This is a genomic window from Chryseobacterium sp. NFX27, from assembly GCF_049887855.1.
Lineage (GTDB): Bacteria > Bacteroidota > Bacteroidia > Flavobacteriales > Weeksellaceae > Chryseobacterium.
On the sequence record NZ_JAGEKK010000024.1, the window covers coordinates 34,987 to 50,666 of the forward strand.

11 protein-coding genes are annotated in these 15,680 nt (G+C 37.2%); 2 read left to right on the plus strand and 9 right to left on the minus strand.

Translation table 11 applies throughout. The annotated features are described in order from the left end of the window. Window positions 1-89: 89 nt before the first annotated feature. The 6 genes from J4Q03_RS19605 to J4Q03_RS19630 all read right to left on the minus strand — a co-directional run bounded on the left by J4Q03_RS19605 (window position 90) and on the right by J4Q03_RS19630 (window position 11,844). Window positions 90-3,776 carry a DUF5977 domain-containing protein gene (locus tag J4Q03_RS19605; protein ID WP_426049801.1) on the minus strand — a complete coding sequence of 1,229 codons (3,687 nt, stop codon included), beginning with the start codon at window positions 3,774-3,776 and terminating at the stop codon, window positions 90-92. A 6-nt stretch (window positions 3,777-3,782) separates the two neighbouring features. Beyond that, complete coding sequence (locus tag J4Q03_RS19610) at window positions 3,783-5,342, minus strand: T9SS type A sorting domain-containing protein (RefSeq protein WP_426049802.1); 1,560 nt, start codon at window positions 5,340-5,342, stop codon at window positions 3,783-3,785. 231 nt (window positions 5,343-5,573) lie between these two features. Continuing rightward, on the minus strand, window positions 5,574-7,016 hold the full coding sequence (locus J4Q03_RS19615; protein WP_426049803.1) for a TolC family protein: 1,443 nt from the start codon (window positions 7,014-7,016) through the stop codon (window positions 5,574-5,576). Further along, window positions 7,003-10,197 carry an efflux RND transporter permease subunit gene (locus J4Q03_RS19620; RefSeq protein WP_426049804.1) on the minus strand — a complete coding sequence of 1,065 codons (3,195 nt, stop codon included), beginning with the start codon at window positions 10,195-10,197 and terminating at the stop codon, window positions 7,003-7,005. Before J4Q03_RS19620 ends, J4Q03_RS19615 begins: the two co-directional genes overlap by 14 nt. A 22-nt stretch (window positions 10,198-10,219) precedes the next feature. Next, on the minus strand, window positions 10,220-11,305 hold the full coding sequence (locus J4Q03_RS19625) for an efflux RND transporter periplasmic adaptor subunit (RefSeq protein WP_426049805.1): 1,086 nt from the start codon (window positions 11,303-11,305) through the stop codon (window positions 10,220-10,222). 149 nt (window positions 11,306-11,454) lie between these two features. Beyond that, on the minus strand, window positions 11,455-11,844 hold the full coding sequence (locus J4Q03_RS19630) for a hypothetical protein (protein WP_426049806.1): 390 nt from the start codon (window positions 11,842-11,844) through the stop codon (window positions 11,455-11,457). A gap of 527 nt (window positions 11,845-12,371) precedes the next feature. On the opposite strand from J4Q03_RS19630, the gene J4Q03_RS19635 reads away from it, so the two are divergent. Both J4Q03_RS19635 and J4Q03_RS19640 read left to right on the plus strand, forming a co-directional pair. Then, the gene (locus J4Q03_RS19635) at window positions 12,372-12,764 is read left to right on the plus strand and encodes a hypothetical protein (protein ID WP_426049807.1); all 393 of its coding nucleotides are present in this window, start codon (window positions 12,372-12,374) and stop codon (window positions 12,762-12,764) included. 30 nt (window positions 12,765-12,794) lie between these two features. Continuing rightward, window positions 12,795-13,226 carry an META domain-containing protein gene (locus J4Q03_RS19640; RefSeq protein WP_426049808.1) on the plus strand — a complete coding sequence of 144 codons (432 nt, stop codon included), beginning with the start codon at window positions 12,795-12,797 and terminating at the stop codon, window positions 13,224-13,226. Between the two features lie 74 nt (window positions 13,227-13,300). On the opposite strand, the gene J4Q03_RS19645 is transcribed toward J4Q03_RS19640, so the two are convergent. The 3 genes from J4Q03_RS19645 to gldN form a co-directional block, all read right to left on the minus strand. Next, the gene (locus J4Q03_RS19645; protein ID WP_426049809.1) at window positions 13,301-13,558 is read right to left on the minus strand and encodes a SemiSWEET transporter; all 258 of its coding nucleotides are present in this window, start codon (window positions 13,556-13,558) and stop codon (window positions 13,301-13,303) included. Window positions 13,559-13,634: 76 nt separating this feature from the next. Continuing rightward, window positions 13,635-14,669 carry an NAD(P)/FAD-dependent oxidoreductase gene (locus J4Q03_RS19650; RefSeq protein WP_426049810.1) on the minus strand — a complete coding sequence of 345 codons (1,035 nt, stop codon included), beginning with the start codon at window positions 14,667-14,669 and terminating at the stop codon, window positions 13,635-13,637. A gap of 55 nt (window positions 14,670-14,724) precedes the next feature. After that, window positions 14,725-15,663, minus strand: coding sequence for a gliding motility protein GldN (gene gldN / locus J4Q03_RS19655; RefSeq protein ID WP_426049811.1), 939 nt, complete (start codon window positions 15,661-15,663; stop codon window positions 14,725-14,727). Between the last annotated feature and the right edge of the window lie 17 nt (window positions 15,664-15,680).

Consider the following 15,680-nt stretch of genomic DNA (forward strand, 5'->3'; position numbering starts at 1 on the left):
ATTGCCCAATAGTGGAACTGCCACAGGATTTACAACTCCTGCTGATATAGGTATATTTGTAATGAATATTATTTTTTTCATGAATGTATTTATTTTTGATATTCAAATAAGAAATTTAAAGGATTAGTAGAGGAAGCATCTACAGTTCCTGAGATCAGTGTTGCAGTACAATTTCCTGTTGTGTCAATAAAAATGCTCCATTTACGATTAAAACTGCTCTCATTATATGTTATTGTTCGATTTACAGATGGTACACATTCTGATCCCACCTTACCTATATTCACACCATTTGCCCAATTCTGCCAAATACCATAACCTGAGAAATAAACTTTAAAATAAACAGTTCCGTTTACTGTTGTAGTAGAATTATTACTAAACTGCGGGCTGCCTATAACCGAGGAAAATGTAAAGCTACATGAAACAGGAAAAAAACAGGGCCCATTTTGATTAGCCATGTTTTGACCGTTAATATTAATATCGTCTAATGCTTTTTGATTAGCTGCTAATATGCTTACATCAGTATAAGTGCCTGCTGGAACAATATAAGTATATGTCCCTCCAATTCCATTTCCTGTACAATTTGTTCTTGTGAATGTCTCACTTTTTTCTTCGTTTGGATAATTCGTAGATGCAATTGTTGCATATCTATACTTGAACTCTTTTAATATCTTATTGTTGATATCAACAATTTTTTCCAATCTATTAGTCATATCATATTTATAATATTCTCTAATTCCTGAAGAGGGTGTAATGCTTGTCACGCCAATTAAAGGGTCATAAGTATAAGTTGTAATTTGATAATTAGCCAAATTGGCATTTTTTCTTAAATTATCTTCTGCTGTTATTAAGGTCTGTTCATTTACAGGATTTAATGCATCATTATTGGATATTGAAATTATATCATTAACATACATTGCGATGTTATCGTACGTAGCACCTTCAATTCTTGTTATTGGTAGTGTAGAATTATATCCCCAGATAACGGATACAGGCGTTCCATCTTTTGCCCTATATTGAATAAGATTTCCTTTTGTATCATATTTATCCAATGTTACTTCTGTAAACGCAGTAGAGCTGTTTGAAAGATCATATGATTTTATAGATTTTGGCAGTATAAAATTCCCAATTTGTGAATCAGGTAATGAAGTAGGATAAACCGTTTCTGTTTTTGACAATGTTTTACTTACTCCATTATTAGTCTGTGTTACAATAGTTTCTAATGGAATTCCTACCATATTTTTACTAATCAAAAGCTGATTACTTTTTTCCAGAGCATAATTAAAATTAGTTTCAGTAAATGAAGTGTCTGGATATGTAGTTTTTTGTATACTTGGTTGGTATTTGTTATTATACGTAGTTAAAGTTTTTGTTTCTATATAATTACCTGACCCTGCTGGAAAATATTCTTTAGTAGTGGTTGATTCTAATAAAGATTTATACAAGCTTAATGTGTAGTTATGAATGAGTCCTGCATGAATGTTAGCTGGAGAAGTTCCAACTCCATCCATGTACAGTCCACTGAAATCAAGAATTCTGCCTTCTAGAAAATATGTGTTTAAGTTATCATTAAAATTACTCTTATAATTATATATTTTCTCATTAATTAACTGATTATTGCTATCATAACTAAGGCTCTTAACTAAATTCCCATTTTCTAAAAACTGTAACCCTCCTTTAGAAGTCATGTTTATGCATGATTTTTGAAAAGTATTGTAAAAATAGCTTTCAGTTTTTCCTTTTCCCGTCATTTGTTCTGTTACTTTGGAATAGCCCACCGCAGTACCTTGAGGTAGAGTTGACATTCCTTGAGACGGAATTCCTTCATAAATGGATATTTTAAAAGGTTTCATTGCTCCTGGGGCCCAAGCCATACCGCAATCAGGATTTGGCTCAACAGGCCAGGTCGAACCAATGTCAAAGATTTTAAAACATCGATTTTCTATTTCATAGTACTTAGGAAGTTCAGCTAAAATACCATTTGAAGTTATTTTTGTTCCATTATTAGTGAGTTCATCATAAATGTAATTCTTAATCATAGGAGCAGCTCCTGGATTTTCTTTTGTCTTGATACTTTTAATTCTCACTCCTCCACCTGAACTATAATTATTTTCAATAGCAGGATTTGCATTATCTATTAAAGACTGTAAAGGGTAATTGGAAAAAGTATTAGGCTCATATTCAAATTCTGTTTTACCACCTGTAGGATAAGTTATACTAGTCAGCATCCCTGCTAAAGACTGTAATGAGGTTCTTCTGTCTGCTAAATAATGTTTGCTATTAGTAGCCCAGTTAATCGTCATAATATCATTTTGAACCTGTCCAGCTGTTAGGCCCCCATCAGTATATGAATATCCTAAAGCATCATTATCAAAAGAAGTAATGTTATTAAATGTATATCCCTTTAAATATTTTTTTGGATCAGGAATATAGGTATCGCTATTATTCTGTCCATTAAAGTATCCCCAAAAATCGAGCGAAAAACTTAATTTATTTGGAAGATTAGTAGAGTTATATTCAAATGAATATTTTTGATTAGCTATGGATTCGGTTACATTTTGAAGCTTTAGTCTATGTGTAAATATTTTATTATTGGGAGCTCCCAGCCATGAGGCAATTGAGCTTGTATCCAAATTATCAGTTGCAATCAAATAATCATAGCTAAAGTCAAATTGCTTTATTAGTTTATAATTATTATAGATTTTAACTGAAGATAATTTTTTTGAATTATTAACATCTTCTCTGCCAGACCAGACGAATTCAATTTTGCCATTACTAAATTCAATTTTTTCAATATAACCTTCATCTATTGTCTGTTTATTACACTTAGTAATACCTCCTTTGGGAGTATATCCATTAGTATAATACATGGTATTATCTATTCTGGTGTTTTTGCAACCTGACAACCTATCAGAATGCGACATTGGCAAATAAGAAAATTTAACTTCTTTACCTGATACATCCTTAATTTTAGTTAAATATTTGGATGCACCCGTTATATAAGTCCCTGTTAGAGGTGTACTTACTTCTTGTGCCCCATCAAAAAAATAAGTTGTACCAATCTCATTAATTACATTGAAATTATTTCCATTTTGATTAGGAACATATCCTGAACTTGGAATCAATTTAAAATTAATATTTTCTTGCCCCAATATGAGGAATTTTGGATAATCGGTCTGGACAGTTTTCGCTCTATCTAAGTACGCCTTATAAGTTTTGCCTGGAAGATTAATTAAAAATAGATCAGGCTGTAAATCTGTCATATAATATGTTTTACCACCACTATCATACATTCCTATATCTTGTGTATAAAATGAGCTGACTTGACTTGTTACATTGAGATTCGGATCATTAAAACAGCCTTCTGAAGCGGAAGCCATTTGTCCTAAATTTACATTACTGTTATAATAATACCCACGGTAACCAAAATCATTACCTCCAGTCATAATCTGTGAAACTCTTCCACCTGCATTTAAAGACCACCCTAAACCAATTGAAGATGCCTCATCATTTACCTTTATTCCTCCTGCATGATAAGATATTGAGATAGGTACTTCAATATCACCTTCTTTTATAGTGTAAATAGGTATTGATATGTCAGGAACTCCTGTGTACAGCGAAACAGGTGTTTCTGAATATCTGAATAAAGCAGCTGCATTTGGTGATTGAACGGCTATACTATTTACAGCATTCTGTATTAAAGGATTATTTGTTTGGCCAAAAGCTGTTACAGCTGGTGAAATTGAAATTAGAAATATTAATCTTTTAAGTTTTTTCATCTGTATTTATTTTCTTATAATTTTTGCACTAGCCGTTTTATTTGTATCCGTTTTTATCGTCACCAAATAAGCTCCCTGAATTAAGTTTTGAGTATTAATCTTAGTCACTTTATTCTTGGTTTTCAAACTCTGAAGCTGCCTTCCTCCCATATCGTACAACAAAATATCCGCTTCTTTAAATTCAAAGCCTATTTCCACATAAGCATAGTCTGATACTGGATTAGGATAAATCTTAATATCCTGTTTTTCTATTAATTGATCCAGCTGTTTATCTCCTAACTTTACAATCTTCCAGTTTTCTTTTCCTAGTTCTTCTGCGCTGGTTCCTGCCAGTATAATGGAACCATCCCTGTTTAATTTTATATCAGAAAGTCTCTCTTCTCGTTTTCTGGATTCTCCTTTTACATGTTTTCTCCATTGTTCATTGCCATTCTGATCCAAATACAGCATCCAGAAAGTTTCATCATTTGTTTCTATACGACCTTCTGCTTGTGTGTAACCACCTAGAAGGATTCCTTTGGAAGACTTATCATCTGCCGCCTGAAGCACGCTTGTTCCCATCAGAACATCCCTGTTTCCGAAATTGTAGGATTTCTGCCAGATCTCTTCACCTCTTTCGTTTAAAGAAATCAACCATAAATCAGTTCCCTCTTCTATGCCTGCCGTTTTATTTCCTGATCTTTCGGATCTGGATTCGCCACCAATTAAATAGCCTGAGGATGTTAAGGCCAGAGTTCTCAGATGGTCATCTCCTTTTCCTCCAAAATTCTTTTCCCATTCTGTTTTTCCGGTTTTATCTAGCTTGATCACCCAAAAATCTCCTTCTCCAAAGTTTTCTGTTTTCTTTGAGCCGCCTGTCGTGCTTCTGGAATAGATCCCTAGCAAGGCACCTCCATCTTTGGTAGGAATTATTTTTTCAACTTCATCCAAACCTTTCCCGCCTAAAATAAACTGAGACAGTTCTTTTCCATTCTTATCAAGTTTTACAACCAAAACATCTTTGGATCCGTAACCTTTAGTAGGCCCTTGAGCCTGAAGGGTGACATTTCCAGCTACAAAGAATCCTAAGTCTGTTGTTTGAATGACTGATCGTGCTTCTTCATCGGATGCTGATCCTAATGTTTTCTGCCAGAGTTCATCTCCGAATTCATTAAGCCTAATCAGCCAAATATCGGATCCGCCTTTGGAATCGTCTTTTTTATCAAGTCCTTTCCCTGAATAAGAAGTCCCGGCCAAAAGAAAGCCTCCTTCCTGAGTAGCGATGGAAGCAGAAAGATAGTCGTGGTTATTTCCGGAGAAATATTTTTCCCAGACCTCTTCGCCTTGTTGGTTAAGCTTGACTAAATGGAAATCGTAGCCATTGTTTTGTTTCCCGTTTGAGGTTCCTGAGCTTGTCGAAGGATGAATGGAGCTTCCTGTTATAAGATATTGTTGATCTATTGTTGTGGTCACCTGGCTTAGAAAATCCTGTGTAGAGGTTTTGATATCTCTTTGCCATAATACTTCCTGGGCAGATAGCCCTAGAACTGTGCATAGAATACATGCACCAGAGTAAATTTTCTTCATCTGTTTGTACTTAGTTTTTATATTCTCGCAAATTTAACATTTTTTAACTCATTTCAAGTCCCAACGTTGAGATTTAATCTAAATTTCCATATACAAGAATATTTTATATTTATTTCAATAAATAATTGAATAAAATCAACCATATAAACAAAACGTCACGTATAAAAAAGAGCCGATCCCAAAAGGATCAGCTCAAAACATTAACTGTTTTATTGATAGAATTATGATGTCTTATTTCCAGCCGCCGCCTAAACTTTTGTAGATGTCTACAACAGTGCTCAGCTGTTTCTGCTTCGCTTCAATCAGCTCCATTTTCGCATCCAGAGCATCTCTTTGATTCAAAAGAACCTCGAGATAATCCGCTCTTGAATTTTTGAATAATTGATTTGCTATATCAATAGACTCGTCGAGTGCTTTTGTTTCCTGCGACTTCATCTGATAGTACTGATCAATATTTTTGACTTTTGACATTAGATTCGCTACATCCAGATAAGCGTGGAGAATCGTTTTATCATACTCGTACAAGGACTGTATCTGTTTAGCATCAGCAGTCTGAAAGTTCGCTTTGATTGCACTTTTATTAATTAGTGGCCCGGCCAGTTCTCCGGCCAGATTATAAGCAATAGACTCCGGCAGTTTAACCAGATAAGAAGGTTTGAAAGCTTCCAGTCCTAACGTTGCAGAAATTTCCAGTGACGGATAAAATTCCTTTCTCGCAGCCTGTACATCCAGTTTTGCGGCTTGCAACTCCAATTCTGCCTGTTTGATATCCGGACGGTTAGCTAATAACTGAGACGGTATTCCTGTGTAAACAGTCTGTGGCATCGTAGACATAAAGCTTTCTTTCGTTCTCACGATAGGTTGCGGATATCGGCCCAAAAGTGCATTGATCTGATTCTCTTTCTCTGTAATATCCTGACGAATTGTATATTCTGCCGCTTTTGATTTTGCCAGTTCTGCTTCAAATTTTTTCACAGCAAGTTCCGTAGCGGCGGCAGCTTCTTTCTGAATTTTTGAAATTTCCAGTGCTCTTTCCTGTAACCTGATGTACTGCTGAATGATATCCAACTGATTGTCAAACGCCAGCAATTCATAATAATTATCCGCTACTTCTTCAATAAGATTGGATAATACGAAGTTTTTCCCCTCAACGGTAGAAAGATAGTGGGCAACAGCGGCTTCTTTTTCAGTTCTTAGCTTTTTCCAGATATCAATCTCCCAGTTGGCCATCAATCCTCCTTCAAAATTACCCAGCGGATCCGGCATTTCTCTTCCCGGTTCTATTTCCGTTGTGGCATCTCCGGCACCTTCACTGGTATAACGGCCTGCTTTTTTCAGCCCAGCTCCTATTCCGGCTGATACCGTTGGAGTCAGCTTTCCTTTTTTAGCCAAAACACCACTTTTCGCAATTTCAATTTCCTGAAGCGTGATCAGTAATTCCTGATTGTTTTTCAAAGCGGTTTCAATTAAGCCCACCAGATTCGGATCTGTAAAAAACTGTCTCCAGGGAGTTGTCCCACTGTTTGCATTAACATCCTGCTGCTCTTCCCGATTGAAATTCTGAGGCAGGTTTTCTTTTACTTCATCTTTTATAACGGTGGCCATCGGAGCTCTACAGCCTACGAGGGTAAGCGATAGAGCAATGGCTGCTATATATTTATTATAAATCTTCATGTTTGTTATCGTGTTGATAAGGTTCAGTTTGTTCTGTTAAAGGATTCTCCTCTTCATATCTTGCCAGTCTCGATTTCTCTGCAATGGTTCCGAAAATATAATACAGCCCCGGAATAATCATCAGTCCGAAAATAGTTCCTATCAGCATTCCTCCTGCGGCGGCAGTACCAATCGTTCTGTTTCCTACAGCTCCCGGGCCGGTAGCCATCACCAGTGGAATAAGACCGGCGATAAAGGCAAATGAAGTCATCAGGATCGGACGGAAACGGATCGCCGCCCCTTCAATAGCTGCTTTAGCTACAGGAATCCCCTCCTCTGCTTTCTTCTGAACGGCAAATTCTACAATCAATACCGCATTTTTACCTAGCAGACCAATCAACATGACCATGGCTACCTGAGCATAGATGTTATTTTCCAAACCTAATAACTTCAGACATAAGAATGCTCCGAAAATACCTGTAGGAAGCGATAAAATGACCGGTAACGGCAGAATAAAGCTTTCGTACTGTGCTGCAAGGATCAGATACACAAATCCGAGACAGACCAGGAAGATAAATACAGCTTCATTTCCTCTGCTCACTTCATCTTTGGAAATACCGGCCCAGTCTATACCAAAGCCTCTCGGAAGTGTTTTATCTGCCACTTCCTGGATTGCTTTAATGGCCTGCCCGCTGCTGTACCCCGGTGCAGGAGTGCCACTTACCTCCGCAGAATTGTACATATTGTGTCTGGTGATTTCTGATAAGCCATATACCTTTTCCATCCTCATAAAGTCAGAATACGGAACCATCTGATCTTTATCGTTTTTAACATATAATTTCAATAAATCCGTTGGCAAGGCACGGTATTGAGGGCCTGACTGCACAATGACTTTATAAGGCCTGTCAAAACGGATGAAACTGGTTTCATAGTTGGAACCTATCAATGTAGACAGATTATCCATCGCATTTTCTATTGTTACTCCTTTCTGTTCAGCAAGGTCATTATCTACCTTCAGCATATACTGGGGAAAACTTGCAGAATAAAATGTAAATGCAGATCCAAGCTCAGGACGTTTTTTCAGTTCTCTTACAAAATCATTACTTACCTGCTCCATTTTATGATAATCTCCACTTCCTGCCTTATCCAACAGACGGAGCTCGAAACCTCCTGCAGCACCATAACCGGGAATGGATGGCGGCTGGAAAAATTCTATATTGGCTCCGGGAATATTCTTGGCTTTTTCTTCAAGCTTTTCAATGATTTCGGAAGCAGATTCTTTACGTTCTTCCCAACTTTTAAGGTTGATAAGACAAGTTCCTGAGTTCGATCCGGTACCTTCTGTCAGGATTTCATAACCAGCCAGTGAAGAAACCGACTGCACACCATCAATATCTTCAGATTCTCTTAATAATTCTTTGGCTATCTGGTTGGTTCTTTCCAGAGTAGATCCCGGAGGCGTCTGGATAATGGCATAAATCATCCCCTGGTCTTCCGCCGGAATAAATCCTGAAGGAAGTGAGTTGCTTAAGAAGTATGTACATGCACAAAATGCCAGCAGTAAAGGAAGGGTGATAGATTTTTTCTTCACTGTTCTATTCAGCATTTTCTCATATTTCCCGGCCCCTTTCGTAAATAAACTGTTGAATTTATCCAGGAAAATGGTAATTGGAGTTTTCTTTTTAGCTTTCCCATGATTATTTCTTAAGATCAAAGCACATAAAGCAGGAGTCAGTGTCAAGGCTACAACCCCAGAAAGGATAATCGCAGAAGCCATAGTAATAGAAAACTGACGGTAAAATACCCCAACCGGACCGGACATAAATGCAATCGGAATAAATACAGATGCCATAACCAAAGTGATCGCGATAATAGCCCCACTGATTTCGTGCATTGCTTCTTCCGTAGCTTTTAATGGAGAAAGTCCTTTTTCTTCCATCTTGGCATGAACCGCTTCAATCACCACAATCGCATCATCGACAACAACCCCGATGGCCATTACCAATGCAAAGAGGGAAATCATGTTCAATGTGATTCCAAATGCAGACATGACAGCAAATGTTCCAACCAATGAAACCGGAACAGCCAGTGCCGGAATTAAGGTCGAGCGCCAGTCTCCAAGGAATAGGAATACCACGATTGCCACAAGGATAAAAGCTTCAAACAAAGTATGAATAACCTTTTCCATAGATGCATCCAGGAATCTGGAAACATCATAACTGATATCGTAATGCATTCCTTTCGGGAAGTTGTTTTTCTCAAGATCTTTCATCAATGTTTTTACATTTTTGATAACGTCACTTGCGTTGGAACCGTAAGACTGTTTTACAGTGATAGCTGCAGAAGGCTTTCCGTTCAGTGTAGAATAAATATCATACATTGAGGAACCGAATTCTATATCTGCCACATCTTTTAATCTTACAAATTCTCCGCCCGGCTTTGCTTTTAAAATAATATTCCCGTAGTCTTTTTCGGTGTTGAAACGCCCGGAATATTTCAGAATATATTCAAAGGACTGGGAACGCTTTCCTGAACTTTCCCCTGTTTTTCCGGGAGAAGCTTCCAGACTCTGCTGGTTCAGGGATTCCATTACTTCGTCCGCAGAAATATTATAAGCGGTAAGCCTGTCCGGTTTAAGCCAGATACGCATGGCATATTCACGGGTTCCGAGGATATCTGCAAAACCTACTCCACTTACCCTTCTCAATTCTGACATCACATTGATATCAGCATAGTTGAAAAGGAATTTCTGATCGGCTTTAGGATCATCACTGTACAGGTTAATGTACATCAGCATATTAGGTTCTTCACGGGTAATTTTTACCCCTTCACGCACTACCAGAGGCGGCAGCTTGTTGACCACGGAAGACACGCGGTTTTGAACGTTTACTGCAGCAACATTGGGATCTGTTCCGAGATCAAATACGATCTGAATGGAAGCTTCGCCATCGTTACCCGCATCTGACGTCATATATTTCATACCCGGAACTCCATTCAGACCTCTTTCGAGGGGAATGACCACGGATTTGATCAATAGTTCGTTGTTGGCTCCCGGGTATTCTGCGGTGATATTTACTTTAGGAGGTGAAATAGAGGGAAACTGGGTTACCGGAAGTTTTACCAGTGACAGCACTCCCATAAATACAATGATCAGCGAGATCACAATAGACAGAACAGGTCTGCGGATGAATTTCTTAAACATACTGCTTCGTTTTACGAGTAGACTACTCTGCTTTTAGTTTCAATGACTGAAGAACTTTTTTAGGATCCTGGAATTTGGTCTGTATTTTCTGGTCGTCTTTTACTTTCTGTACGCCTTCTAAAAGGATTTTATCTCCTTCCGCCAGCCCTGAACCTATGACATAAAGATCCGCCAGTTCATAAGCCACCTTGATATTTCTGGATTTTGCCGTTCCGTTTTTATCGATGATGAATACATATTTCTGATCCTGAATTTCATAAGTTGCTTTCTGCGGAATGATCAGTGCATTGTGAACAGGCATGGTCATCTGCACTTTTCCTGTCTCACCGTTTCTAAGGAGTTTTTCAGGGTTGGGAAATTTTGCTCTGAATGCGATATTTCCTGTTTCATTGTCGAATTCTCCTTCTATGGTCTGAATTTCGCCTTTCTGAGAAAGCATTTCGCCATTAGCCATAATTAAAGACACCTGATTGCTTCCTCTGTCGGCAGCATGGGTCTGGTAGGTTAAATATTCCGGCTCCGAAACATTAAAATAACTGTAAACATTGGTATTATCTGATAAAGAGGTCAGCAGATCTCCTTCATCCACAAGGCTTCCAAGCTTTAAAGGAATTCTGTTGATCACTCCTGAAAATGGTGCTTTAATATCGGTAAAAGATAAATGAATCTGTGCCAGTTTCATTTCAGCATTGGCTGCATCCAGTTTGGCTTTAGCCATTGATCTTTCGTTTTTAGAAACGATGTTGTTGCTTGCCAGGGTGCTGGCATTCTTTAATTCTATGGCAGCTTGCTCCACTTCTGCTTTAGCTTTTAATAATTCAGCCTGATACAGCTGAGGCATAATTCTGAACAGGGTCTGGCCCGCGTGTACATACTGGCCTTCATCTACGTAAATTTTTTCAAGAAATCCTTTTTCCTGTGCCCGGACTTCAATGTTTTTCACCGACTGGATCTGGGCTACATATTCTTTGTTAATCACCGTATCCATTTTTACAGGACTGGTGACGGGATATACCGTGGCTTCTTCTTTTTCTTCTTTCTTCTTACTGCAGCCGACAGTCAGTAAAAGGGTGCTTATCGCAATGCCTGAGGCAACTCTTTTGATCATAATTCTAGAGTTTAATATAAATCGTTAATGTTTGAATGGAAATAAAAACGGTAATAGAGATCCTGCGCCATAACGATTACCGGCATATACAACGCAGCATATCTCCCGCCCGGATTTTGGACAGAAAACAGATCGTGAAAAGTGAGTTTTTAAATTCTGATAGAACGGATCAGAATGAATGTTTTAACATGGGAATACAGCGAAAGAAAACCATTAATATCAGGTTTTCCGCTTTTAAAAGAACGAAGGCCAAAAATATAGACAAGACTGAATACCCCTGCAAATACGGCAATCATCTGAATGGTATCAGATAACTGAAAATCATCTTCAGCAAGTTCAAGGGTGGTATTATCAATATTGTCTGCCATCTGCTGTACTGAAAGCTTTTCGAAAGTCTGGTTCAGTTTATTGGCTTTTTTAGGCATATGATGAGAAACACGACCGGAATAATCATTTCGGAGCGTTTTAACGCTAAGCCTGCTTTCTACTACGAAGAGCAAAAAAAGACCTGTTAAAAAATATATTATAAAGTTTCTCATTTTGAAGTGGCAAATGTACATTTAGATATATATATCGTCATAGCAGATTAACAAAATTTAACTCTCCTTTAAATTAGCTGAAGAAGAACTTTAGTAATTAAAAAAGTACTGCAGTTCTCTTGGGAACTCCTATCTGACGGCAACCTAAAATTGCTTTATGATTTTTTACTGAACATGGGAAAAAAAGGAATTCTCAGCTGTATGATTTAAATCACTTTTTACTGTGTATCAGCATCATATAATTTTAATACTTTTGCACTCAGTTAAAACAACAAATGTAACTATGAAAAAAACTGTACTATTTCATTCTTAAAACCGGCGGCTCCTGCGGTATTATCTTTACAAATCTTTAAAAACATGGCCTTTTTATGATTTATAAAAACGAGTGTAAAAGAACTGTAATGCATAACAGATAGAAAAATCAGATTAATTTATGTAAAATTAACATATATTTATTAAAAATATTTGTAAATTTATGTAGTATTAATACCACTATTTCATGATACACTTACCAATCACTTATCACTATGAAAAAACTATTCACATCGGTCCTTATCGGGCTGGCAGTCCTTTCCTCAACAGCGTGTAAGCATCCTGGCAAAGAGGCAGAGACCCTTACGGAGGCAGTACCGGAAAACAAAGATGAAACCACTAAAGAAGTTTTCACCGACAGTTATGGGGAAAAAATTGAGGTCATCATCAATCATACAAAAAGCACGGCAACAGTACATCTGGAGGGTAAAACCTATGATCTGAAAAAAAGTGATGCTCTTCCTGAGTACACTGCAAGCAACGCAGAATATCAGTATTCGAACATCAAAGGAAATATCACTTTGCTGAAAAAAAATGTAGATATGGTTCTGTTCCATGCAAAACGTGAAACAAAAGGATCCGGTTCTGCAAAAATGGCTTCTTATTAATTTAATCACCAACTTTACAAAATAATATTTATGAAAAACTTATATTATTACTTATCCGCTCTTTTTTTACTTGTCTTTCTTACGGCATGTAAAACTTCTTCAGCTCCAAAAACAGCTGACATTATGGGAAAGACATGGAAACTTACGGAGCTGAACGGGCAGCCGATCAAGCTTAAAGATCCGAAAAACAACCCTTACTTCAAGCTCAATACAGAAGGTATGAGATATGAAGGTCATGCAGGATGTAACGGATTTGGAGGTACTTTTGAAATTAAGCCTGATGTCATGAGAATCAAATTCAACCAGGGAATGTCTACGATGATAGCCTGCGAGGATCTTGAAACTGAACAATTATTTACAAAAGCAGTGCTTGCTGCAGATAATTATTCTGTAAACGGCAATACGCTGACATTGAATAAGGCAAGAATGGCTCCTTTGGCTAAATTTGTTCTTCAACCATAACTGAATTTAAAATTTTACGACATAGAAAAAGACGTTTTACCATTTGTGAAACGTCTTTTTTATCATAAATTCTCTTAAGATTTTTTATAGATCATATAGCAGATCAGGAGACTTATATTGACCAGAACAGCAAATGCATTTGATAAAATAATAGGCAGCTCATCTTTTATAAATCCATACCAGACCCAAAGTGAAAGTCCGGTGATGAGGACCAGAAGCATTACCAGGGAAATATCATCTACATTTTTATCTTTGATAACTTTGATCAGTTGGGGAATCATGGATACGGAAGTAAGGACTCCAGCTATTATGCCCAGGATATTTTCATTCATAGTTTCAGTTCTTTTTTTAATGTTTCATTAAATTTTACTAATAAAGCCGAATAATACCTCTCTTTTCAGCTTTCATTTATTTAAATCTGTCACTGGAAACTTCTTCGTGCAGTGGAATATTTTCTTCAATAAACTGATAAAGGCTTTTTGAAAAATAGCAGCCATTCAGAATTCCTCTTGCTCCAAGGCCATTGAATACATACAGATTTCTGTATGAAGCATGTCTTCCGATAATCGGCCTTCTGTCTTTTACTGTCGGTCTGAAACCGAAATTTACTTCTTCAACTTCAAAATCATAGGGATAAATCTCTGACAGCCCGTTCACAAGCTGTGTAACTGCAGATTCGTCAACATGATGGTGAAGCTGTTCTCTGTCATAGGTTCCGCCATAGAAATGAAGCCCATTATCTGTTGGAAATAAGAAGTGTTTCTTTTTGATCGTCCTATCTTTTGGAATGGGTTCGGAAAGTTTTACCTTAATATGATGTCCTTTATTTGGAATTACCGCAATATCTGAGAAAAACGGATTCTCTTTCACTCCCATTCCTTCACAAAATACAATATGTTTAAACTGAAAATCTTTATAAGCAGTTGAAGAAGCATCTAATTTTTCATAATCAAACTTTTCTTTGATCAAGAATTCTTTTTTCTCTAAAAAATCGAATAGATCCATGAAAAAACCATTTACCTGAAGCCTGGCAGACTGATTGACCTTTCCTGTCTGAAAGTCGTTTTTTACCACCTCTAAATGATCGAATTTTTTGTCAAGAAAGCCGGAAAGTTCTTCATTATCTGATTTCTTCAGCCAAAGGTTCTGTTCGTTCTCATCATGAAAAATTCTGTGGATGGGGGAATTGATAAGATAATTCTTCCCGGTATAAGATTCTATTTCATTTAAAGTCTCTTTCAGAAAGTCAATTTGTTCCTGTGCTTTCCAGAAGGTCGTGAATTTTTTGAGAACTACCGGATTGATAATTCCGGCAGAAACCTGAGAAGCACTCTTTCTGCCCTCTGAAAAGAGTACAAAAGATTTGTTGTTCTTAATGAGCTGATGAGCAAAGAACAATCCTGCATATCCATCTCCAACGATAATATAGTCTATATGTTTCATAATAAAAAAACCTGAGTAAAAGTACTCAGGTTTTGTATAAATATCAAGTGAAATCTTAGTAATTCCACATATCGTTTTCCATGCTCAGGATCTGCGCCTTGATTCTTTCGCTTTCATCCAACTGATCTTCAGCATCTTTAGGAATATAGTCCTTGATGGTACCGTCACCTAAACCGCTTGATGATTTGTAAATAACTGAAGAGAATCTTCTTGCATTGATGATATCATCGAACGAAAGGTCAGCAGAAGAGTTCTTTCTGTTGTAAACATAGTTGTTTGCCAGAATATCTCTTGCATTCGGATAGTAGATCCAGAATAAGTCAATCAGCTCATCATTACTTGCAATTGGCTTACCATCTGGTCCTATAACTCCCTGTACAGCAGGATCTGGTCCCATTGCTGCAATTCCCAGAGGTCTGTATTTCATCTGTCCGTCTCTCTTGTCGATAAACCACATTCCCATGATCTTAAGAACTTTTACTTTTTCAGTAGTCGTCTTGAAAACGTCGGTATATTCTTTTTTCTCCTGTTCAGTTAACTGTCTTCCGGAGTTAAGGATATCAATAGCAGCATCATTAATTACTACTTTTTCCAGTCTTTTCTGAATACCTTCCGGTGAAAGTTTCACGGTAAAGTTTTCATCATCATAAACCTGCTCGATCTTACCGGTTAATGCACCGTCCAATAATAACTGGTACAAAGATCTGGTAGGCGTAGCAAGAAGTCCATCCGGATTGTCATAGTAGAATGGCTGGTTGATCTTATCATTCATGTCAATGATTTCCCAAACAAACATACTTTTAAGGATATCTTTATCTTCTACAAAACCATATTCAAGAGGCTTTACTGTGTTATCAATAATAGTATCACCAACTTTTTGTTTGTTTTCCTCTCTCATCTGTCTGAACTCTTCTGGAGAAGAAGCATTCAGAATAGTCTGGGATAAAGCAAATCCCGAAACTAATACTAAAAGGCTGCTAATATATTTTTTCATAATAAATTACAATTTTA

Bases quoted from the DNA above. Each gene is read 5' to 3' on its own strand.
- J4Q03_RS19605 (WP_426049801.1), bottom strand. From the start codon at position 3,776: ATGAAAAAACTTAAAAGATTAATATTTCTAATTTCAATTTCACCAGCT.
- J4Q03_RS19640 (WP_426049808.1), top strand. From the start codon at position 12,795: ATGAAAAACTTATATTATTACTTATCCGCTCTTTTTTTACTTGTCTTT.
- J4Q03_RS19645 (WP_426049809.1), bottom strand. From the start codon at position 13,558: ATGAATGAAAATATCCTGGGCATAATAGCTGGAGTCCTTACTTCCGTA.
- J4Q03_RS19620 (WP_426049804.1), bottom strand. From the start codon at position 10,197: ATGTTTAAGAAATTCATCCGCAGACCTGTTCTGTCTATTGTGATCTCG.
- J4Q03_RS19650 (WP_426049810.1), bottom strand. From the start codon at position 14,669: ATGAAACATATAGACTATATTATCGTTGGAGATGGATATGCAGGATTG.
- J4Q03_RS19625 (WP_426049805.1), bottom strand. From the start codon at position 11,305: ATGATCAAAAGAGTTGCCTCAGGCATTGCGATAAGCACCCTTTTACTG.
- J4Q03_RS19630 (WP_426049806.1), bottom strand. From the start codon at position 11,844: ATGAGAAACTTTATAATATATTTTTTAACAGGTCTTTTTTTGCTCTTC.
- J4Q03_RS19615 (WP_426049803.1), bottom strand. From the start codon at position 7,016: ATGAAGATTTATAATAAATATATAGCAGCCATTGCTCTATCGCTTACC.
- J4Q03_RS19635 (WP_426049807.1), top strand. From the start codon at position 12,372: ATGAAAAAACTATTCACATCGGTCCTTATCGGGCTGGCAGTCCTTTCC.
- J4Q03_RS19610 (WP_426049802.1), bottom strand. From the start codon at position 5,342: ATGAAGAAAATTTACTCTGGTGCATGTATTCTATGCACAGTTCTAGGG.
- gldN (WP_426049811.1), bottom strand. From the start codon at position 15,663: ATGAAAAAATATATTAGCAGCCTTTTAGTATTAGTTTCGGGATTTGCT.